The organism is Paractinoplanes polyasparticus, assembly GCF_019710575.1.
Classification (GTDB): Bacteria; Actinomycetota; Actinomycetes; order Mycobacteriales; family Micromonosporaceae; genus Actinoplanes; species Actinoplanes polyasparticus.
In genome coordinates this window covers 13,705-34,341 of record NZ_JAHWFK010000061.1, presented here as the reverse complement: position 1 = coordinate 34,341, position 20,637 = coordinate 13,705, and the positions used below count along the sequence as shown (strand labels likewise).

Below are 20,637 nucleotides of genomic sequence, written 5' to 3'. Positions count from 1 at the left end.
TCCTAGGCGTCTTCCAGGTCGCCTTCGGTGTCGAGGTAGAGCTGCTGCAGCGCGCTCAGCACCTCGGGCGAGGGAGACTCCCAGAGTTTGCGCTCGGCCGCCTCCAGCAGGCGTTCGCTGATGCTGTGGAGGGCCCACGGGTTGGACTGCTGGAAGAACTTCTGGTTCTCGGGGTCGAGGGCGTAGGTGGCCGCCAGCTGCTCGTACATGTAATCGGTGACCACGCCGGCGGTGGCGTCGAAGCCGAACAGGTAGTCGACCGTGGCGGCCAGCTCGAAGGCGCCCTTGTAGCCGTGGCGGCGCATCGCGGCGATCCAGCGCGGGTTCACCACGCGGGCGCGGAAGATGCGGGCGGTCTCCTCGGTCAGGCTGCGGGTGCGGGTGGCGTCCGGGTTGGTCGAGTCGCCGACGTACGCGGCGGGGGCCTTGCCGGTCAGCGCGCGGACCGTGGCGATCATGCCGCCGTGGTACTGGAAGTAGTCGTCGGAGTCGGCGATGTCGTGCTCGCGGGTGTCGATGTTCTTGGCCGCGATGTCGATGCGCCGGTACGCGTTCTCCATGTCCGGGCGGGCCGGCACGCCGTCGAGGTCACGGCCGTACGCGAAGCCGCCCCACACGGCGTACACCTCGGCCAGGTCCTTGTCGTCGCGCCAGTTGCGGCTGTCGATCAGCGGGAGGATGCCGGCGCCGTACGCCCCCGGCCGCGAGCCGAAGATGCGGGTGGTGGCCCGGCGCCAGTCGCCGTGGTCGTCGCGGTCGGCCAGGGCGTGCTCGCGGACGAAGTTCTGCGGCTCGTCGAGCTCCGCGATCATCCGGAAGGCGTCGTCCAGCATGGCCACCACGTGCGGGAAGGCGTCGCGGAAGAAGCCCGAGATGCGGACGGTGACGTCGATGCGGGGGCGGCCGAGCTCGTCGCGGCCGATGGGCTCGAGGCCGGTGACCCGGCGCGAGGCGGGGTCCCAGATCGGGCGTACGCCGATGAGAGCGAGGATCTCGGCGATGTCGTCCCCGGCCGTCCGCATGGCGCTGGTGCCCCAGGCCGACAGGCCGACCGACCGCGGCCAGTCGCCGTAGTCCTCGCGGTACCGCTTGAGCAGCGACTCGGCCATCGCCTGGCCGGTCTCCCAGGCCAGCGCGCTCGGGATCGCCTTGGGGTCGACGGAGTAGAAGTTGCGGCCGGTCGGCAACACGTTGATCAGCCCGCGCAGGGGCGAGCCGCTGGGGCCGGCCGGCACGTAGCCCCCGTCCAGCGCGTGCAGCAGGTTGCCCAGCTCGTCGGTCGTACGCTCGAGCCGCGGCACGACCTCGGTCGCTGCGAACGTGAGCACGTCCCGCACCCGCGGCACGTCCACCGGCGCGCCGTCGTCGATGATTCCGGACAGAACGACGTCCACAACGGCGGCGGCATCGGCGGGCCAGCCGGCTTCCTCCATCGCGGTGACCAAGGCGCGGGCGATGCCCTCGACCCGGTCGGTCTCGACGGTCGACGCCTCCTCGGGCAGGCCGAGCGCCTCACGCAGACCGGGCAGCGCCGCCACCTTGCCTGCCCACATCTGGCGCGCCCGCAGCATCGCCAGCACGAGGTTGACCCGGGCCTCACCCTGCGGCGCCGTGCCCAGGATGTGCAGCCCGTCGCGGATCTGCACGTCCTTGACCTCGCACAGCCACCCGTCGACGTGCAGGATGAACTCGTCGAAGTCCTCGTCGCCGGGCCGGCTCTCCAGCCCCAGGTCGTGATCCATCCGTGCGGCCTGGATCAGCGTCCAGATCTGCGCCCGGATGGCCGGCAGCTTCGCCGGGTCGAGCGCGGCGATGTTCGCGTGCTCGTCGAGCAGCTGCTCCAGGCGGGCGATGTCCCCGTACGACTCGGCCCGGGCCATCGGCGGGATCAGGTGGTCGACCAGCGTCGCGTGGGCCCGGCGCTTGGCCTGCGTGCCCTCGCCCGGGTCGTTGACCAGGAACGGATAGATCAGCGGCAGGTCACCCAGGGCGGCGTCGGTGCCGTCCGAGGCCGACATGCCGACGTTCTTGCCGGGCAGCCATTCCAGGTTGCCGTGCTTGCCCACGTGCACCACCGCGTGCGCGCCGAACTCGTCAGCCACCCAGCGGTAGGCCGCGAGGTAGTGGTGCGAGGGCGGCAGGTCGGGGTCGTGGTAGATGGCCACCGGGTTGGCGCCGAACCCGCGCGGCGGCTGCACCATGACGACGACGTTCTCGTCGCGCAGGGCGGCCAGCACGATGTCGCCGTTGTCGACGTAGAGCTCGCCCGGCGGCGGGCCCCAGTGCCGCTCGACGCTCGCGCGGAAGTCGGCGGGCAGGGTGGCGAACCACCGCTCGTACGCCGAACCCGGGATCCGCACCGGGTTGCCGCTGAGCTGTTCCTCGGTGAGCCAGTCCGGATCCTGGCCGCCGGCGGCGATCAGCGCGTGGATGAGCCCGTCACCGTCGTACTCGCCGAAGGAACCGATCCGGTAGCCCCGGGAACGCATCGCCTCGAGCAGGGCCACCGTCGAGGCGGGCGTGTCGAGGCCGACCGCGTTGCCGATGCGCGAGTGCTTGGTCGGATAGGCCGACAGCATCAGCACGATCCGCCGCTCGGCCGCCGGGATGTGCCGCAGCCGGGCGTGGGCCACCGCGATGCCGGCGACGCGGGCCGCCCGCTCCTCGTCGGCGACGTAGACCGACAGCCCGTCGGGGTCGATCTCCTTGAACGAGAACGGCACGGTGATGATCCGGCCGTCGAACTCCGGGATCGCCACCTGGGTCGCCGCGTCGAGCGGGGACAGCCCGTCGTCGCTGGCCTCCCACTGCGCCCGGCTGCTGGTCAGGCACAGCCCCTGCAGGATCGGCACGTCCAGCCCGGCCAGCACGCCGACGTCCCAGGCCTCGTCGTCGCCGCCCGCGCCCACGGTGGCCGGCTTGGTGCCGCCGGCCGCGAGCACCGTCACGACCAGGGCGTCCGCCTTGCGCAGCTCGGTCAGAAGATCTTCCGGCGCCGTACGGAGGGAGGAGGTGAACAACGGCAGCGGCCGGCCGCCCTTGGCCTCGACGGCGCGGCACAACGCCTCGACGAAGGCCGTGTTGCCGGCCATGTGGTGGGCCCGGTAATAGAGCACCGCGACCGTCGGCCCGGTCGCGGTCGTCTCGCGTGGCAGCGGCCCCCAGTCGGGCGCGGCCTGCGGAGGGGCGAAGCCGTGGCCGGTCAGCAACACGGTGTCGGAGAGGAAGTTGTAGGCCGCGGCCAGGTTGTCCGAGCCGCCCTGGGCCAGGTAGACGTGCGTCTCCGCGGCCACCCCGGCGGCCACCGACGAGAGCTTCATCAGGTCGGCGTCCGGCGCCTGCTCGCCACCCAGCACCACCACCGGGATCGGCCCCCCGAGCAGGGCGTCGAGCCCCTCCTCCCAGGCCCGGCGCCCACCCAGGATGCGCACGACGACCAGGTCGACCCCGTCGAGCAGAGCCGGCAGGTCGTCGACGCCGGTGCGAGCCGGGTTGGCCAGGCGCCACGGCGAGCCGCTGGCCCGGGCGCTGAGCAGGTCGGTGTCGGACGTCGACAACAGCAGGAACACGCCAAGCTCCCCTCGGGGTCCGCGCCCCGGGTAGTAGAGATCACGGCGACCGGAGTTCCTGGCTCCCAGGCCGTGGCAGGCCTGGTGACAGTGGCGGGACCGCGCCGGACTCACACCGGCTTCCTCCGCAGCGTCGCCGCTCGTGGGTTCCCACCCTTCCGGGCACGCGTGTCCCCCGTCAAGAAGGGGTGCGGTGTGTGATCATCCCGACCCGAGGCTGCGGTCCCGTCGGTAGGCGAACGTAGTATCCGGGCCGTGCCCGCCCGTAACTCCGACATCGATGCCTGCCCCGGCGCGCTGCGTCTGCACTCCGCCGCCGACGGCCCGTTGGCGCGGGTCCGGCTGCCCGGTGGGCTGCTGACGGGCGAGCGGCTCGCCGTTCTGGCCGAGCTGTGCGCCGACTTCGGCGATGGTCACCTGGAGCTGACGTCCCGGGCGAACGTCCAGCTCAGAGCGTTGCGGTCGGCCGACCCGGCGGTGCTTGCGGCCCGGCTGTCGGCCGCCGGCTTGCTGCCTTCGGAAACCCACGAAACTGTACGCAATGTAGTCGCCCCGCCGTTGGCCGACAGCACACTCCGCACACTCGTCGAGCAGCTCGACGGCGCCCTCTGCGCCGACCCGGCTCTGGCCGCCCTGCCCGGCCGCTTCCTGTTCGCCGTGGGCGCGGTCTCCCTGGCCGCCGACCTCGCCGCCGTCCCCACCGGTGGCGAGTTCACGATCCTGTTCGCCGGCCGCGACCTCGGCGTGCGCGTGACCGTCGACCAGGTCGTTCCTGCTCTGCTGACCGGCGCCAACGCCTTCCTCACCGAGCGCGCAGCCACCCCCGTCGGCGCTCCCGCCTGGCGCTTGCCCGAGCTACCCGATGGCCCAGCCCGAGTAGCCGAACGCGTCGCCACCGCCCTGGAACTTCCCCGCCCCGGCACCGATGCCGAGCGACCCTCAGCACTTCCGCCCCCGGTCACCGACAACGAGGCCGCGCCGGCCGAGGCACTACCAGTAACCGACAGCGACGCGGCAGCGCCAGCCAAGGCACCACCAGTAACCGACAGCGACGCGGCAGCGTTGGCCGGGGCAATGCCGGTTACCGGCAGCGACGCGGCGGCGTTGGTTGGACTGCTGCCGCAGGCGGATGGGCTGGTGGCGGTCGGGGCGCTGGTGCCGTTGGGGCGGCTCGGCGGGACCGCGTTGCGGCTGCTCGCCACCGCACGGCGGCTGGTGGTCACGACCGCGCGCGGGGTGATCGTGCCCGATCTGACGCCGGAGGCGGCCCGGCGCTGGGCTCGCGCGCTGGCCGAGGCCGGGCTCGAAGTCGAGGGCACCTCGCGCTGGGTCGGGGTCACCGCCTGCGCCGGGCGGCCGGGCTGTGCGAAATCCCTGGCTGACGTGCGGGCCGATGCCGATGGCACCAGCGCGTACTCGGACGGCCTGCCCGTCCATTGGGTCGGCTGTGCCCGCGGGTGCGGCAGCCCTTCCGGCCCGCACGTGCGGGTCGAGGCCACCCCCGCCGGTTACGCCGTGACCCGGCAGCCGGGCGGGGAGACGTACACCGGCGACCCGGCCCACGCGGTCGCCGCCGCGAGGAGGAACTGATGGAGTACGAGAAGGACGGCGCCGAGATCTACCGGCGTTCCTTCGCCACGATCCGGGCCGAGGCCGACCTGACCGGTCTGCCGGTCGACGTGGCCCGGGTCGCGGTCCGGATGATCCACGCCTGCGGCATGGTCGACCTGGTGCGCGACCTGGCCTACAGCCCCCAGGTGGCCTCGGTCGCCCGCAAGGCGCTGCTCGCCGGCGCGCCCGTGCTCTGTGACGCCGAGATGGTGGCGTCCGGCATCACCCGCAAACGCCTCCCGGCGGCCAACGAAGTCATCTGCACCCTGCGCGACCCGTCGGTGCCCGCCCGGGCCGACCGGCTCGGCACCACCCGCAGCGCGGCTGCCCTCGACCTCTGGCTCGACCATCTGGAGGGCTCGGTCGTCGCGATCGGCAACGCCCCCACCGCCCTGTTCCGCCTGCTCGAGATGATCGCCGCCGGGGCCCCGCGGCCGGCCGCCGTCCTGGGCATCCCGGTCGGTTTCATCGGCGCCGCCGAGTCCAAGCAGGCCCTGGCCGCCACCGACTTGGAACACCTGGTCGTCCGCGGCCGCCGGGGCGGCAGCGCCATCACCGCCGCCGCCGTCAACGCCCTAGCCTCAGAGGCGGAGTGAAGTGACCACCACCCCCGCACCAGTCGCCGCGACCAGCACCGCCCCCACCGGGCTGCCCGAGACCCGCCCCGCGGAGACAGCGGGCGGAAGTGGCCGCCTGTACGGCGTCGGCGTGGGTCCGGGCGACCCGGAACTGATCACCCTGAAGGCCGCCCGGCTCATCGAGAGCGCCGACGTGGTGGCCTACCACGCGGCGCGGCACGGGCGGAGCAACGCCCGGGCGATCGCGGCCGGTCTGCTCCGCGACGGGCAGATCGAGGAACCGCTGATCTATCCGGTGACCACCGAGACGACCGACCACCCGGGCGGCTACCAGGGAGCGATCGACGAGTTCTACGCCGAGGCCGCCGGACGGCTGGCCGCGCATCTCGACGCGGGGCGCGACGTGGTGGTGCTGGCGGAGGGCGACCCGTTCTTCTACGGGTCCTACATGCACATGCACAAGCGTCTGGCCCACCGCTATCCGACCGAGGTCGTGCCGGGCGTCACCTCGGTCAGCGCCGCCTCGGCCGTGCTGGGCCGGCCGCTCATGGAGCGCGACGAGGTGCTGACCGTGCTGCCGGGCACCCTGCCCCCGGCCGAACTGGCGGCCCGCCTCGCCGGCACCGATTCTGCCGCCGTCATGAAGCTCGGCCGCACCTTCGACGGCGTCCGCGAGGCCCTCGCCAAGGCCGGCCGCCTCGACGACGCGTGGTACGTCGAGCGCGCCACCACCGAGCGCGAGCGCAGCGGACCGCTCACCGACGTCGACCCCGACTCGGTTCCATACTTCTCGCTCGCCCTCCTGCCCAGCCCCGCCGCAACCGCGTTCGTGGAGGAGGGCGCCGGAAAGGCCGGCCGCCTCGCTCCGAAAGAAGCCGGCGGCAACTCCGACACAGCGCGCGAGGAGGGCCACACAGAGGCCACGGGTGGGAGCGTCACTGTTGTCGGGCTCGGGCCGGGCGACCCGTTGTGGCTGACACCGGAGGCGCGGGCCGCACTGGCGAGCGCGGACGATCTGGTGGGCTATCTGCCTTACCTGGAACGGGTCGCAACCGGGGCGCACCAGCGCAAGCACCCGTCCGACAACCGGGTGGAGGCCGAGCGGGCCGCGTTCGCGCTCGATCTGGCCAAGCGGGGGCGGCGCGTGGCCGTCGTCTCGTCGGGGGACCCGGGCGTGTTCGCGATGGCGGCGGCCGTCCTCGAAGTGAGTGAGGACCCGCAGTGGAAGGACGTGCCCGTGCGGGTCGTCCCGGGGCTCACCGCGGCGCAGGCCGTGGCGAGCCGGGCCGGCGCGCCGCTGGGGCACGACTTCTGCGTGATCTCGCTGTCCGACCGGCTCAAGCCGTGGCCCGTCGTCGCGGCGCGGCTCGGCGCGGCAGCCGCGGCTGACCTGGTCATCGCCGTCTACAACCCGGCCTCGAAGACCCGCCGCGAGCAGCTCGTCAACGCCCGTGAGCTGCTGCTCGAGCACCGTGACGCCGACACTCCGGTGATCGTCGGGCGGGATGTCGGCGGCCCCGCGGAGGCCGTCCGGATCACCACGCTGGGCGACCTCGACCCGGCGACCGTCGACATGCGCTGCCTGTTGATCATCGGCTCGTCGCAGACCCGGGCCGTCCAGCGCAGCGACGGCAGCACCTTCGTCTACACCCCCCGCCACTACCCCGCCGAGTAGGCCCCAGCACACCGCAGCCGGCGCCGATCGTGGTGTCCGGCCATTGCACCCTGCCCGCTCCACGCGGCAACGCCAATGCAATTCAGGAATTCGACACCGCCGAACCGTCCGACCGATTGAGGGGGTCGCTCCCACCATTCCGCACCTCGAACGAAGGGCACCGACCCACCGTGATCTCGCCTCGCCGCTGCGCCGCAGTCCTGGCCTCGTCGCTGTTCCTGGGAATTGCCCTGCCGCACCCCCCGGCCACCGCGGCTGCCCCGGAGACGACGAAGACGCCCACCGCCACCGTCAAGTCCGTCATGAAGACCAGCTCACCCGTCCAGGCGACGGTCAAGACCGAGACCCTCCCCACCCTGGCCTCGCGCCTGGCCGCCGTGAAGACCGCCAAGTCGCTCAACTACTACCCGTCCGCGGGTGGCTGGTCGAAGATGTGGACCGACTGGAACCCGGCCAGGATCGACGCCGACCTGGCCAAGGCCGACGCGCTCGGCGCGGACAACCTCCGCGTCATCATCTTCCCGAACACCTTCGGCTGGCCGAAGCCGTGGAACGGCTACCAGGATCGGCTGGCCGCGCTGGTCGACATGGCCGCGGCCCGCGGCATGACCGTCAAGTTCACCCTCTTCGACTGGTGGAACGGCTACGGGGAGGTGGCCAACAGCATCTCCTGGGTCAACACCGTGCTGACCCGCTACAAGGACGACAAGCGCGTCATCGCGTTCGAGCTTCAGAACGAGTTCAACGCCGGCGACACCGCGGCCGTGGCGTGGGCCCGGAAGATGGTTCCGGCGATGCGCTCGTCGTTCCCGACCATGCCGCTGACCTTCTCGGTGGACGGCACGTCCGGCGTCCCGGGCATGGCGAAGATCAAGTCAGCGCTGGCCTCGACCCCGATCGACTACTTCGACTTCCACTTCTACGGCAACTCCGAGCGCGCGCTCGCGGTCATCAAGAACGCGCAGGCCACGGCCGCGCCGTTCCCGATGGTCATCGGCGAGGTCGGCCTGAACACCCTGCAGAACACCGAGGGTGAGCAGGCGGCCTTCCTGGCCCGGGTCTTCGAGGCGGCGAAAGCGGCCGGCGTGCAGTCCGTGGCGCCGTGGACGCTGAACGACTTCACCCAGGGCGCCATCCCGTCGTCGGCCGTCTCGCGCATTCCGGCCCAGTACAGCTACGGCCTCTACCGGGTCGACGGGAGCGCCAAGCCGGCCGCCGCGGCCGTCAAGGCCGGCTGGACCAACACCGCCATGCCGGCGTCGCTGATGGACCCGAGCTTCGAGCTGACCGCCGGCCAGAGCCCGTGGCGGGCCTTCATGCCCGAGCTGGGCCTCGCGGTCAAGACCCAGTCGGCGGCACGCACCGGCAAGTGGTCGATCAGCCTCACCAACACCGGCAAGACCTCGGCCGGCTCCCCGTCGTACCGGGTCTCGCCGATCGTTCCGGTCAGGGGCGGCCAGAAGTGGCACGGCGAGGTGTGGGCCCGCGGCAACGCGGCCACCGGCACCACCCAGATCGCGCTGAGCTGGTTCGACATGAACGACAAGTGGCTCGGCGGCACCTCGTCGACCTGGCTGCCGGTCGGCACCACCGGCTGGACCAGGCTGGTCGTCGACGGGGTCGCCCCGGCCGGCTCGACCAGCATGCAGGTTCACCTCAAGTCGGGCGACAACAAGGGCACGGTCTGGTTCGACGACGCGGTGATCTCCGCGTCCTGAGCCACCCGCTCCGCATGCGAGGGCCCCGCGCCGGAAGGCAGCCCGGACGTGAGGCCGATCCGGGCGAACAGGCGCGTGAAGGCGGCCACCGATTCTTCCCACGAAGAAGGATCGGTGTGCCGCCTTCCGGTGTTCGCCGACGCGGAAATGACGGCCTCGGCCAGAGCGGACGCCGAGCCGGCCGCCACGAACGTCGTTCCGGAGTACTTCTCGGCCGCCTCGACCAGACCGCCCACCGCCGTGACGACGACCGGCAGCCCGTGGCTCATCGCGATGTGCAGCGGCCCGCTGGCCGAACTGCGCCGGTACGGCAGCACCACCACGTCGGCTGCCGCGAAGAATCCGTCCACCTCGGAGTCGGCGACGTAGCGGTTGACGAAGGTGATGCGGTCCCGGGCGGCCGACTCGGCGATCAGGGAAGCGGGCAGCGTCCAGCCCTCCCACGTCTCCCCCACCACGGTCAGCGTGTAGTGCGAAGGCAACTGCCCGAACGCCTCGACCAGATCCTCCAGGCCCTTGTAGGGCCGGATCGTGCCGAAGAAAAGCAGGCGGCAGGCGTCACCAGCAGCCCGCGGGCGCGGGGCGGAAGGAGCAGCGGTCTCGTGGTGGTCGAACGGGCCGTGCAGCACGACCTCGTCCGGCACGTCGCCCAGGTCGTACGTCGCCCGCAGGGCAACCCGGTCGAAGCGCGAGTGCACCACCACCCCGTCGGTCCGGCGCAGCAGCGGCTTGATCAGCTTGCGGCAGTAGAGGGCCGCCCACCGATGCTGCGCCTCCCCCGTGTCCTGCACCTCGTGGAACTCGACCACCACCTTGATCCCGGCCAGCCGCGCGACCAGGCAGAGCACGAGATACGAGTGCAGCACCGTCCCCGTCCACCACTGGAAGACGATCACCGACGGCCGGAACGAGAGCAGGAACCGCGCCGCCCGGATCAGGCTGGGCACGGCCCACCAGTCGACCCCGTCGAAGACGTGCACGGAGGGGTCGTACGAGAGCTCACTCAACTGACGACCCACCCGCCCGCGCCCCGGATAGAGCCGGGTCGGCAGCAGCTGTCGCATCAGGATCGTCCCGACCTGATGGTCGGCGGCCAGCGCGTTGCTGAGCCGGCAGGTGTAATAGCTGATCCCGGAGAGGAACCGCCAGCCCGAGCCGACGACCACCACCCGGGGGCGTTCGTCAGCGCCTGGTGGCGGTGGCGATGCAGTCACGGTAGACCTCCTCGATCTGCGGGACGACGCGCGCGGCCGTGTAGTCGAGCCCGCGCTGATGCCCGGCCACGCGCAACCGCGCGGTCAGGGCGGGGTCGGTGAGCAGCCGCGACAGGGCGGCCACGAGCGCGCCGGGGTCGCCCACCGGCACCTGGAGGCCGCTCTCGCCGTCGCGGATCATGGTGGCCAGGCCGCCGGCGTCGGTGGCGATCAGCGGCGTGCCGGCCAGCAGCGCCTCCACGGCGACCTGGCCCATCGGTTCGAGGACGGACGGCACCACTCCGGCCGCCGCGTGGTGCCAGGCCGCCATCACCTCGGGGTGCGCGACGTTGTGCCGCACCACGACACCGGGCGGGATCGGCGGAGTGTCGGCCCGCGGCGTGCCCAGGCAGACCAGGGCGGGCGGCGGGTCCGGCTGCTGCCATCCGGCCAGCAGTTTCGCGTACGCGGTGAAGAGCACATCGATGCCCTTGTGCGGCCCGAGCTGGCCGACGAACAACAGGTAGCGCCCCGCCGGCAGCCACGCCGGCCGGGGCGTGTCCCGGGCCAGCGCGTCGAGGCCGTCCGGCACCAGGCTGCTGATCACCTGGACGGGCACGTCGCCCGGCAGCCGCCCGTTGATGACGCCGTCGGCCACGGCCGTCGAGATGGCGGTCAGCGCGTCGATGCCCCGGTGCCGGTGCGCCCGCAGGGCCGCGGTGAGCAGCGCCGACCGCGGCCGCCCGTACTGCTCGCTCGCGCACGGCACGCACCGGCCCAGCCGCGGCCCGCCGCAAGGCCGGCCCTCACGTGCGTACGTCTTCTTGACGCACGTGAACCCGAAGTCGTGAGCCGTGTGCACGTGCGGCCGCCCGTCGCGCCCGTAGCGCAGCGGCAGATAGCTGTACATCATCCAGTCGTGGCTGTGCACGACGTCGTAGTCGCCGCTGCGCAGCACCCGCCGGATGGCCGCGGTGGTGAACGGGTCGGCCGTGGTCGGGTGGAACGGCTTGGCCGCGTCCTGGTTCATGCCGGGCAGCAGGGTGTTGGCCACGCTGCGGACGCGTTTCACCCGTACGCCGCGGATCGTCTCGTCGTGCCCGGCGAGCGGCGTCGCCAGCGTGAGCACGGTGACCTCGTGCCCGCGGCGCACCAGCTCCTCGCTGCTGGTGGCGATGCTGCGTTCGAGACCGCCGATCACCGGCGCGTACAGGTTGGACAGGTGCAGGATCTTCATGCGGCGGCGGCCCCTCTTCGGCGGACGGAACTGACGGCGACGGCCAACGCGCCCACGGACTGCCCGACCAGCCAGGCGATTCCGGCGGCCTCGATCCCGGTGCCGGGCAGCCACAGCCAGGTGAGGGTCAGGCAGGTGGTGGCCATCAGCAGGTTGAGGCGCAGGCAGCGGCGGAACTGACCGAGCGAGCGCCAATGCGCGACGACGAGGTTGGTGATGGCGTCGGGCAGCGCGGCGAGCACGAGGATGCGCAGCAGCAGCCCGCCCTCGGCCGCGAAGCCCGGGCTGAACAGGCCGAGGATCCAGTCGCCGGCGAAGAACAGCAGCAGCGCGGGCGGCCCGGTCACCGCGAGCACGACCGCGGCTGCCCGGGGCAGACCGGCCGGCGCCGCGTTGGCCCGCTCGGCGTAGAAGGCCGAGGCCACCGCGGGCGAGACCATGAACAGCATCGAGGCGGTCATCCAGGCGACGTAGAAGTGGCCGTTGGCCTCGGGCCCGAGCCGCGCGGTGACCAGCACCGGCAGCAGCGCGGTGGGGCCGGCCTGGGCCAGGTTGATCAGGTGGTGGCCGCCCAGCGAGCCCTGGACGTGCCGCAGTTCGGCCCCGACCCCGGCCCCGCCGAGCCGGGCGCCGGGGCGCAGCCGGGGCAGGCTCGCGATCACGGTGTACGCGGTGACGGCCACCGACGGCAGCGTCCAGGCGAGCAGCACGACCGACGCCCCGCCGTAGCCGGCCCAGGTGAGCACGGCCAGCGTGACCAGCTTGCCGCCGGCCAGCGCCAGGTTGCGGGTGAGCATGCCGTGGCTGGCCCGGTGGGCCACGAAGACGTTGTCGAGCAGCGTCGACGCGGTCAGCGCGACGGCCGTGACGACCAGCGCGACGAGGCCGGACGAGTTCCGCAGGAAGGCGAAGTGCCCGCCCAGCGCGGGCAGCACGAGGCCCGCGGCGGACGAGACGAGCGCGGTGGCGCCGCAGCCGAGCAGCAGGCCGGCGCTGACGATCCGCGACCACTCGCCGACCCCGGTGCCGGGCAGCCGCTGGATGAACATGTGCCCCAGGCCCAGATTGGACACCATGCTGACGACGGCCGCGATCGAGATCAGCGCGGTGGCCGTGCCGATCGACGACTGGGCCAGTTCGCGCGCGGCCAGCAGCCAGTAGAGGTAGCCGAGCCCGGCGGTGCCGGCCGTGCTCGCCATGATCAGGGCGCTGTTGCGGGCCAGCGAGTCCCGCGCGACGGTCTTCAGCACCGGCGCTGTCCCGGCCCGTGACCGTAGAAGACGGTGCTGGTGGCGCCCAGGCTGATCTCGATGCGGTGCAGGCAGTTGCCGGGCGGTGCGGGCACGAAGACGTCGACCGAGCGGGTCGTGCCGGGCACGACGGCGAGCGCCCGGCCCGAGACGAGGCGGCTGCCGACCCGTACGCGCAGGGGTTCGGTCGCGGCCGGACGCCCGGCGCTGCTCACCCGCACGGGCACGTGCACGCCGCGGGCCGGGATCGCGACCGGGCGGTCGATGTCGCCGGCCCAGCCGTTGAGGGCCAGGCTCGTGTAGCCGGGTTGCGGCGGGTGCGGCAACCGGTCGTACGCCTGGAGGGCGAGGAACCCCGCGACCAGGGTGAGGAAGCCGGGGATGGCGACGGCGGCGACCGTGCGCGGCAGGCGCGGATCGACCGGCGCACCGTCCGCCCGCTCCCGCAGCAGGACGATCACGCCGAGCAGGGTGGCCAGAACGGCGAGCCCGACGGCCAGCGCCCGGGGCCGGATCAGGATGCCCGTCGCGTGCAGTGTGATCGCCAGGAAGGGCAGGCTGACCAGTCCGGCCGCGGTGGCCAGCCCGATCCGGGTGACCGTCGGCATCGCCTCGCCGGCCAGCGCGCGCAGCCACAACTCGCCCAGGGCGACCAGCGCGGCCAGGCAGAGCGGGGTGAGCACCCAGGGCGGGCCCCCGGCGAACCCGAGAACGGCCAGGGCGGCGTAGGTGGCGGCGAGGATCCGGGGCGTCGTCATCGCGCGGCCTTCCGCAGCGAGGCGAAGTCGAACCGGTAGATCGCGATGTTGCCGCTGTCGTAGATCTTGATCGTCCACGGCGTCCGGTCGAACTTGGTGAGCTGACCGAGCGTGAACGCGGGCTTGTCGCTGTGCGGAACCGGCTCGTTGGTCTCGAAGTAGATCTGGATCTCCGGCACCTCCCGGGCCATCCGCCGGTCGACGATCAGATAGGTGAACCGCCACGAGCTGAGCTGCTCGATCAGCCGGGGCGAGGGCTGCCGGCCGGGCTGGGCGAGGTAGAGGTCGTAGGTGGGGAACGACACCGAGCCGGTGACCGGTCGCTGCCCGCCGAACGAGCCGAAGATCAGCCCGGAGTAGCGGTCGGCGACGATCCGCAGATCGCGGCCCTGGGTCGAGCGCAGCCAGGCCGACGCGGCGGACACCTCGGGGATCGCCGAGCGGGTGTCCGAGCCGAAGACGGGCGGGCCCGGGAAGCGGTAGGACGGGTTCATGCCGGCCGCGGTGTTGCCGACCATGACGACCGCGCAGACCGCGAGCAACGCAGTCCCGCTGTAGAACGGGGCCCGGTCGAGCAGCCAGATCACCACCGGCGCCACGACCAGCGCGATCCCGAGATAGCTGAAGGCCCACGAGCGGCGCGCGCCCTCGGCCCCGCTCGGGGTGAGGATCAGCAGCGCCGCCGGGAAGTAGCAGGAGCCGAGCACGAACATGGTCAGCGCGCCGTTGCGCGACACCGCGTCACCCTCGCGCCGGCGGCGCAGCCACAGGGCGGCCGCCAGCATGCCCAGCCCCGCGACGCCCTGCGCCCCGAACGCCGCCGCCCGCTCCCACCAGGGCGCGATCGACTCGCGGAACAGGGTGCGGCCGCCGCCCCCGCCCTCGCCGGCCATCCCGGCGAACTGGTCGAGCGCGCGGGCCAGATAGGGGTCGAGGTATCCGGCGGTACGCGGCGCGACCACCCACAGATAGGACACGACCAGCACGGTGGCCGCGGCGGTGAGCGCCCAGGCGGTCCAGGTGACGGCGCGCGGGTTGATTCGGCGCAGGGCCCGGGCCGTGGCCACCGCGCAGAGGATCAGCATGACGCCGAGCAGCCCGAGAGCGGTCAGGTGGTGGGTGGCGATGGTGGCCGCGGAGAGCATCACTGTCACCGCCGACCAGCCGAGCCGGGCCCGTCCGGCCGGCCCGCGCATCGCCCGGTGCAACGCGACCAGGGTCCACACCAGCAGCGGGATGGCCAGGGACTCGTACCCGAACTGGGTGTCGAAGAAGAGGAACGAGCTGTTGAGGCTGTAGACGATCGTGGCCACCGCGGCGATCCGGGCGTCCTGCCAGATCTCCTCGGCCAGCACGGCCACGCCCAGCACCACGAGCAGGTGCGCCACCATCAGCACGAGCAGCGCGCCGTGCCAGATCGAGACGCCGGTGAGCCCGCTGATCGCGGCCACCGCCGAGTGCAGGCCCGGGAAGTCGCCGACGACCTTGACGATCGGGTTCTGTTCGAAGAGCCGGCCGTCGAGCAGGATCTCGCGGGCCTGGCGCCAGTGGGCGAACTCGTCGTGATAGAGCGGCCCATCCGGCGTGCGCAGCAGTTTGGGCAGGTAGGTGAAGCCCGCGTACGCCGTCAGCACCGCCACCCGCAGCCGTGTCCCGGTCCCGCGGCGCACCAGCCAGTAGACCGCGGGCAGCGTGAACACCAGCATGCCGGCCCAGAAGAGCGCGAACTGCCGGCCGGTGTCCCACTCGGCGGCGCGGTTGGCCGCCACCAGCAGGGCGGCTCCGGCCGAGCCGGTGGCGACCAGGGTGGCGGCACAGAGGATGGCCGGCCGGCGGGACACCGTCGCAGCGGCCTCGAGCGGGCTCGCGACGGCAGCGCCGGTTGTTCTGCCGGGAGCCGGCCGGGTCAGGGTCATCGGTCGCCGGCTCCGGCACCGGCCTTGGCCTGCTGGATGATGTGGACGGACGGGGCGAGGCTCGCGTAGATCTCCCGGGTCGCCAGCACGACGTCGCTCCACGTGGGCAGCGCGTTGCGGCCGTGCTCGGCCCGGGCGGTGCCGGCCGCGACCCGCAGCGTCTCGGCCAGCGCGGCCTCGTCGTCCGGGTTGACCAGCCAGAGCGGCGCTCCGGGGGCGACCATCGCGGCCAGTTCCCGGTGCGCCGGGATGAAGCTGGCCACGGTCGGGATGCCGGCGGTCAGCGCGTCGGCCACCGCCATGCCGAACGCCTCGTGGCCGGACGCCGAGACCACCGCCGCGGCCGACGCCATCCGGGCGTGGAAGGCGCCGTCGGGCAGCCGGCCGTGGAACACGACCCGGTCCGGCGCCAGACCGAGCCGGGCCGCCAGGTGCTCCCACTCCTCGCGGGCCGGCCCGGCGCCGACCACGTCGAGGCGGTGGTCGGCGGGCAGGTGGACCATCGCCTGGATCACCCGGTCGACCCGCTTGTAGCGCTCGAGCCGCCCGACACAGAGGATGCTGCGTCCCGGCTCGGGCCCGGCCACCAGGTCGGGCGCCGGGTCGGTGCCGTTGGGCACCACCACCAGTCGGCCCCGCGCCTCCGGGAAGTGGCTGCTCAGCAGGTCCCGCTCGGCGCGGGAGACGCAGATGATCCGCCCGGCCCGGGCCACGATCCGCCGGCCCAGCGGCCGGTAGATCGGGTGCAGCGCCGCACGCAGCCGGCTGTGGCCGGTGCCGTGGTAGTGCGGCGTGAACACGAGCGGCGTGCGGTTGGTCAGCGCGGCCGGCAGGGCGGCCAGCGCGTGGTAGCTGTGCGCGTGGAGCACGTCGTAGCGACCGGCGTTGCGCCGCAGCCACCGCCACAATCCCGCCGACAGGCGGTAGTTGGACGCCTTGACGGTGAGCGGGAACCGGCGGACCAGCACCCCGTCGATCGAGTCGACCGAGCCGTGGGTGTGCTGGGTGAGCACCTCGACCTCGTCGCCGGCGGCGACCAGCGCGGCACAGAGCCGCCGGACGTGCGTCTCCACGCCGCCGATGTCGGGGTGGTAGGCGCTCGTGACGACGCCGATCCTCACCGTGTCCGCTCCGCTGCGGGGAGGCCGGCGGCCCGTCGCCGGCGGGGCCACTCGCGCGCGATGGTGCGCAGCACGCGCAGCCCGTCGGTGAACGCGTTGAGGTTGCTCTCGCCGTGGATGCGCTGCTGCTCGTAGCTGGGCACCTCGACGATGCGCAGCCGGGCGCGGGCCGCGCGCAGGGTCAGCAGGGTCTCGATCTCGAAGCCGTCGCCCCACAGCCGGCCGTCGGCCGAGGTGGTGCTGTCGAGCGCGAAGGCGTCGAGGTGCCGGGCCCAGAACGCGTTGTAGCCGTAGCAGAGATCGCTGTAGCGGGTGCCGAAGAGCAGGTTGACCAGGGCGCTCAGGCAGCGGTTGCCGCCGGAGCGCAGGCGGGTGATGTCGGCGCTGCCGCCCGCCCCGGCGAAGCGGGAGCCCTTGGCGAAGTCGGCGCCGGCGCGCAACTCGGCGATGAAGCTGGGGATCTCGCGCGGGTCGGTGGACCCGTCGGCGTCGATCATGACGAGGATGTCGCCCGTGGCGGCGGCGAAACCGCAGGCCAGCGCGTTGCCCTTGCCGCGGCGGTTCTGCTGGACGACGCGGATGCCCGGCATCAGGCGGCGGGCGACGTCGACCGTGTCGTCGGTGGAACCGCCGTCGACCAGGATGACCTCGTCGACCGCGGGCAGGGCGGCCAGCACGTGGGGCAGGTTCAGCGCCTCGTTGAGCGCGGGGATGATGACGCTGACCAGGGGCTCTCCGGCCGCGACGAGCATCGGCGGCGGAAGCTCGGTTCCCGCTCCGGCCTCCGGGCGGGTGTAGGGGACCGTGGACATGACTTCACTCCAAGACTCGGTGGGGTCGTGCGGAAGGCGCCCGCCGGCGCCCCTTCACGAGGAACCGGCGGGACACCTGGTCAGGCGCGGGAACCCTGAACGGTCCAGGAGTAGATGTCCTGCTTCGACAGGCCGGTGCCGGTCGACGCGGTGAATCCGATCCAGGCCTCGGTGTCCCGGACGTGCGCGGCGAGGTCGATCTCCCGCTCCAGCACCAGCTGCTCGATCGAGCCCTCGCTCAGCGCCTTGACGTAGACGCTCAGCAGCGACGACTCGGCGTCGTAGACGACTCGGGCGTTGAAAGGCTTGCCGAACAGCGGGATCGGCGCCTCGGCCGTGTCCGTCTGGTAGTCCGGGTTGCCGCCCAGCACGACCGCGAGGTGGTTGCGGCTCGGGTCGTACGAGTTCTGATAGGTGTCGAACTCGACGGCCAGGCTCGGCTCGATGCCGCGGTAGCCCAGGCCGCCGCCCCAGCCGCCGAGCGCCCGCGGTCCCTCGGTCTGCACGACGAAAGCGATGCCGTCGGCGCCCGGCCGGAAGTGGTGCAGGTAGACCTTGAACGCGGACTCGAAGGACTGCGTGACGTCGAGCTTGGAGAGCGACCAGGCCGACCCGGACTGGCGGTAGCCGCCCGGCGTGAGCCGCAGGATCCTCTGCCGGACCTTGTCGCCGGACGACAGGATCAGGTCGGCGGCGCCGTTACGGTCCAGGCTCTTCGAGGCGCCCTTGAAGGTCGGGTAGTCGATCAGCGGGTCGTCGTCGGCGGCGGAAGCGGGTGCTCCCGATGCGGCTATCGAGAGGGTCAGGGCGGCGGCGAGGCCACCCCGCACCGCCCTCGAGGAACGTGAGGAAGACACAGTTCTGCGCTCCAATTCGGATATTTTGCCCCACTAGGACGTGGCCTAAGGTAGGGCAGCGCGCAGAACCGCGTGACCGAGACGATGCTATTTATCCCGAATAGTAGGCACTCGGTCCGTTAGCCACGAATGGAACGCCCCGATGTGGTGCTCGCTCGGAACGAGCACACCCCCCCGCGCGTACGCCCGGGAGGCCATCGACGGCTGGCAGCGCTCACACGCCTCGAAGTCCTGCCGGTTCACCCGGTCGAAGAGCTCCACCGAGCGGCTCAGGTCGGCGCCCGAGGCCACCACGTCGGGCCGGAACAACCAGTCACACTCGACGATCGTGCGGTCCACGGCCAGCGGGTACATCCGGTGGAAGATCACGTGGTCGGGCACCAGATTGACGAAGACCTGCGGCTTGATCGTGATCGCGTAGTAGCGCCGGTCCTGCTCGGCGGCGAGGGAGCCGATCGTCGCCACGCCGGGGCTGCCGTCCACGGTGAAGCCCTCGACGTCCCGGCCGAACTCGGCGCCGTGGCCCACGTAGTACTGCGCGGCGTACCCACCGGCGAACTCCGGCAGCACCTGCACCAGCTCCGGGTGGATCGTCGCGCAGTGATAGCACTCCATGAAGTTCTCGATGATCAGCTTCCAGTTCGCCGCCACGTCGTACCGGATCCGCCGGCCCACCTCGAGCGAGTCCAGGCCGTAGCGGTCGATCGCGCCGAGGTCACCCAGGCGTTCCACGCACGCGCCCATGACGTCCTGCTCGAAGCTCGGCGGCTCGTCGGCCAGGCACACCCAGACGTAGCCGAGCCACTCGCGCACGTGCACCGGGCGCAAGCCGTACTCCACCCGGTCGACGTCGGGCATCTTGACCAGGTTGGGCGCGGCCACGAGCCTGCCGTCGAGGCCGTACGCCCACGCGTGATACGAGCATTTGAACGTCCGCTTCACGTTTCCCGAGTCCTCGACGCAGACCCGGGCGCCGCGGTGCCGGCAGACGTTGAGAAACGCGCGCGCCCGCCCGTCCGCCGAGCGCGTGATGATCAGGTTCTCCCGGCCGACCTCGACCGTGCGGAACCGGCCGGGCGTGCCGACGTCGGCCCCGCGCGCGACGCAGAACCACATCCGCTCGAAGATCGCCTCCTGCTCGCGCGCGAAGATCGACGGGTCGGTGTAATAGTGGCCGGCCAGCGTGGGAATCAGCGATGAGGTCACCGGAACCGCCTCGGGTCGAACAGGCCGATCGGATGGACGGTCGCCCCGCAGGTCGCCAGGTCGGCCAGGATCTCGCCCACCACCGTCACGAACTTGAAGCCGTGGCCCGAGAAACCGCAGGCCACGGTGACCGACTCGTGCTCCGGGTGGCGGGCGACGACGAAATGCTCGTCCGGGGTGGTGCTGTACATGCAGGGCTCACCGCGCAGGAACCGGCCGGGCAGATCGGGCAGCCGCCGGCCGCAGTAGCCGGCCATCTCGGCGATCTCGTTCTCGTGCACCTCGGTGTCCAGCGTGTCCGGTGTGGTCGGCGTGCCCCGGCGGAAGAACGCGATCTTGGCACCCCCGTCCGGCCCGTCGATCGCCGGGAAGCCGTAGATCTGCCCGCCCTCGGCGTCCTCCCAGATATAGATCGGATGCCGGTCGGGCAGGAACGGCTCGACACCGCCGCGCGGCTGATACCAGTACTGCACCTGGCGCTCGATGCGGAACTCGACGCCCAGGTCGGCCAGCAGCTCGGGCGCCCACGGCCCGGGCGCGAGCACCAGCTGGCCGGCCGTGTACGAGCCCTGCCCGGTGGTCACCCGCACCCCGTCGCCGGCCGGTTCCCAGCTCGTCATCGGCTCGTGGAAGCGCAGGTCGGCACCGTGTTTTGTGGCGAGCTGCAGGTTCGCGGCCACGGTCGCCTCGGGCCGGACGAACCCGGCCCGGGCCTCGAACAGCGCGATCTCGTCGGGCTGCGGCGCCAGCGTCGGGAAGCGGCGGCGCAGCTCCTTGGCGTCCAGGATCTCGTGCTCCAGGCCCCACTGCTCGGCGCTGGCCCGGCTGCCGGCGACCGTCCGGCTCTCCGGGCGGCCGATCATCACGCCGCCGGTCAGCGTGATCACGTCCCGGCCGGAGTCGGTGGCGAGCTGGTCGAACAGGTCGTACGCCCGCAGCAGGAGCGGCACGTACTCGGGGCCCTCGAAATACGACTGCCGGGTGACCCGGGAGCCGCCGTGGCTGGCCCCGCGGTCGTGGGCCGGGCCGTACTTCTCCAGGCCCAGCACCCGTTGGCCCCGGGCTGCCAGTTGGAAGGCGGCGGCGCTGCCCATGCCGCCCAGACCGACCACGATGACGTCGTATGCCGACAAGGG

The 20,637-nt window shown here is 72.4% G+C and carries 15 protein-coding genes and 1 riboswitch; of the genes, 4 read left to right on the top strand and 11 right to left on the bottom strand.

Going from position 1 to position 20,637, the window contains the following annotated elements:
- Positions 1 to 2: 2 nt before the first annotated feature.
- Positions 3 to 3,569, bottom strand: coding sequence for a cobaltochelatase subunit CobN (cobN, locus tag KXC43_RS44815; protein ID WP_221382391.1), 3,567 nt, complete (start codon positions 3,567 to 3,569; stop codon positions 3 to 5).
- Positions 3,570 to 3,621: 52 nt separating this feature from the next.
- A riboswitch (cobalamin riboswitch) is annotated at positions 3,622 to 3,695 on the bottom strand.
- A 129-nt stretch (positions 3,696 to 3,824) separates the two neighbouring features.
- On the opposite strand from cobN, the gene KXC43_RS44810 reads away from it, so the two are divergent.
- The 4 genes from KXC43_RS44810 (at position 3,825) to KXC43_RS44795 (ending at position 9,151) form a co-directional block, all read left to right on the top strand.
- Complete coding sequence (locus KXC43_RS44810) at positions 3,825 to 5,159, top strand: ferredoxin-like domain-containing protein (RefSeq protein WP_308129546.1); 1,335 nt, start codon at positions 3,825 to 3,827, stop codon at positions 5,157 to 5,159.
- Positions 5,159 to 5,776, top strand: coding sequence for a precorrin-8X methylmutase (locus KXC43_RS44805; protein WP_221382390.1), 618 nt, complete (start codon positions 5,159 to 5,161; stop codon positions 5,774 to 5,776). Before KXC43_RS44810 ends, KXC43_RS44805 begins: the two co-directional genes overlap by 1 nt.
- A gap of 52 nt (positions 5,777 to 5,828) precedes the next feature.
- Entirely contained in the window at positions 5,829 to 7,433 is a 1,605-nt protein-coding gene (locus KXC43_RS44800; protein WP_221382442.1) for a precorrin-2 C(20)-methyltransferase, read from the top strand.
- Between the two features lie 170 nt (positions 7,434 to 7,603).
- The gene (locus tag KXC43_RS44795; protein WP_308129545.1) at positions 7,604 to 9,151 is read left to right on the top strand and encodes a cellulase family glycosylhydrolase; all 1,548 of its coding nucleotides are present in this window, start codon (positions 7,604 to 7,606) and stop codon (positions 9,149 to 9,151) included.
- Here KXC43_RS44795 and KXC43_RS53050 read toward each other — a convergent pair.
- From KXC43_RS53050 to solA, 10 genes are all read right to left on the bottom strand, one after another.
- Positions 9,085 to 10,365, bottom strand: coding sequence for a glycosyltransferase (locus KXC43_RS53050; RefSeq protein ID WP_221382389.1), 1,281 nt, complete (start codon positions 10,363 to 10,365; stop codon positions 9,085 to 9,087). The genes KXC43_RS44795 and KXC43_RS53050 overlap by 67 nt on opposite strands.
- Entirely contained in the window at positions 10,334 to 11,581 is a 1,248-nt protein-coding gene (locus tag KXC43_RS44785; RefSeq protein WP_221382388.1) for a glycosyltransferase family 4 protein, read from the bottom strand. Before KXC43_RS44785 ends, KXC43_RS53050 begins: the two co-directional genes overlap by 32 nt.
- Positions 11,578 to 12,831: a lipopolysaccharide biosynthesis protein gene (locus tag KXC43_RS44780; protein ID WP_221382387.1), complete on the bottom strand. Its 1,254-nt coding sequence runs from the start codon at positions 12,829 to 12,831 to the stop codon at positions 11,578 to 11,580. Before KXC43_RS44780 ends, KXC43_RS44785 begins: the two co-directional genes overlap by 4 nt.
- Positions 12,825 to 13,589, bottom strand: a complete 765-nt coding sequence (locus tag KXC43_RS44775) for a hypothetical protein (RefSeq protein ID WP_221382386.1) — start codon at positions 13,587 to 13,589, stop codon at positions 12,825 to 12,827. Before KXC43_RS44775 ends, KXC43_RS44780 begins: the two co-directional genes overlap by 7 nt.
- Entirely contained in the window at positions 13,586 to 15,505 is a 1,920-nt protein-coding gene (locus tag KXC43_RS44770; protein ID WP_221382385.1) for a putative glycosyltransferase family protein, read from the bottom strand. Before KXC43_RS44770 ends, KXC43_RS44775 begins: the two co-directional genes overlap by 4 nt.
- Positions 15,502 to 16,626, bottom strand: a complete 1,125-nt coding sequence (locus KXC43_RS53045) for a glycosyltransferase family 4 protein (RefSeq protein WP_221382384.1) — start codon at positions 16,624 to 16,626, stop codon at positions 15,502 to 15,504. The genes KXC43_RS44770 and KXC43_RS53045 overlap by 4 nt, the downstream gene beginning before the upstream one ends.
- On the bottom strand, positions 16,623 to 17,438 hold the full coding sequence (locus KXC43_RS44760; RefSeq protein WP_221382383.1) for a glycosyltransferase family 2 protein: 816 nt from the start codon (positions 17,436 to 17,438) through the stop codon (positions 16,623 to 16,625). Before KXC43_RS44760 ends, KXC43_RS53045 begins: the two co-directional genes overlap by 4 nt.
- Positions 17,439 to 17,518: 80 nt before the next feature.
- Complete coding sequence (locus KXC43_RS44755; RefSeq protein ID WP_221382382.1) at positions 17,519 to 18,295, bottom strand: L-type lectin-domain containing protein; 777 nt, start codon at positions 18,293 to 18,295, stop codon at positions 17,519 to 17,521.
- 87 nt (positions 18,296 to 18,382) lie between these two features.
- Complete coding sequence (locus tag KXC43_RS44750) at positions 18,383 to 19,501, bottom strand: aromatic ring-hydroxylating oxygenase subunit alpha (RefSeq protein ID WP_308129544.1); 1,119 nt, start codon at positions 19,499 to 19,501, stop codon at positions 18,383 to 18,385.
- The gene (gene solA, locus KXC43_RS44745; RefSeq protein ID WP_221382381.1) at positions 19,498 to 20,634 is read right to left on the bottom strand and encodes an N-methyl-L-tryptophan oxidase; all 1,137 of its coding nucleotides are present in this window, start codon (positions 20,632 to 20,634) and stop codon (positions 19,498 to 19,500) included. The genes KXC43_RS44750 and solA overlap by 4 nt, the downstream gene beginning before the upstream one ends.
- Between the last annotated feature and the right edge of the window lie 3 nt (positions 20,635 to 20,637).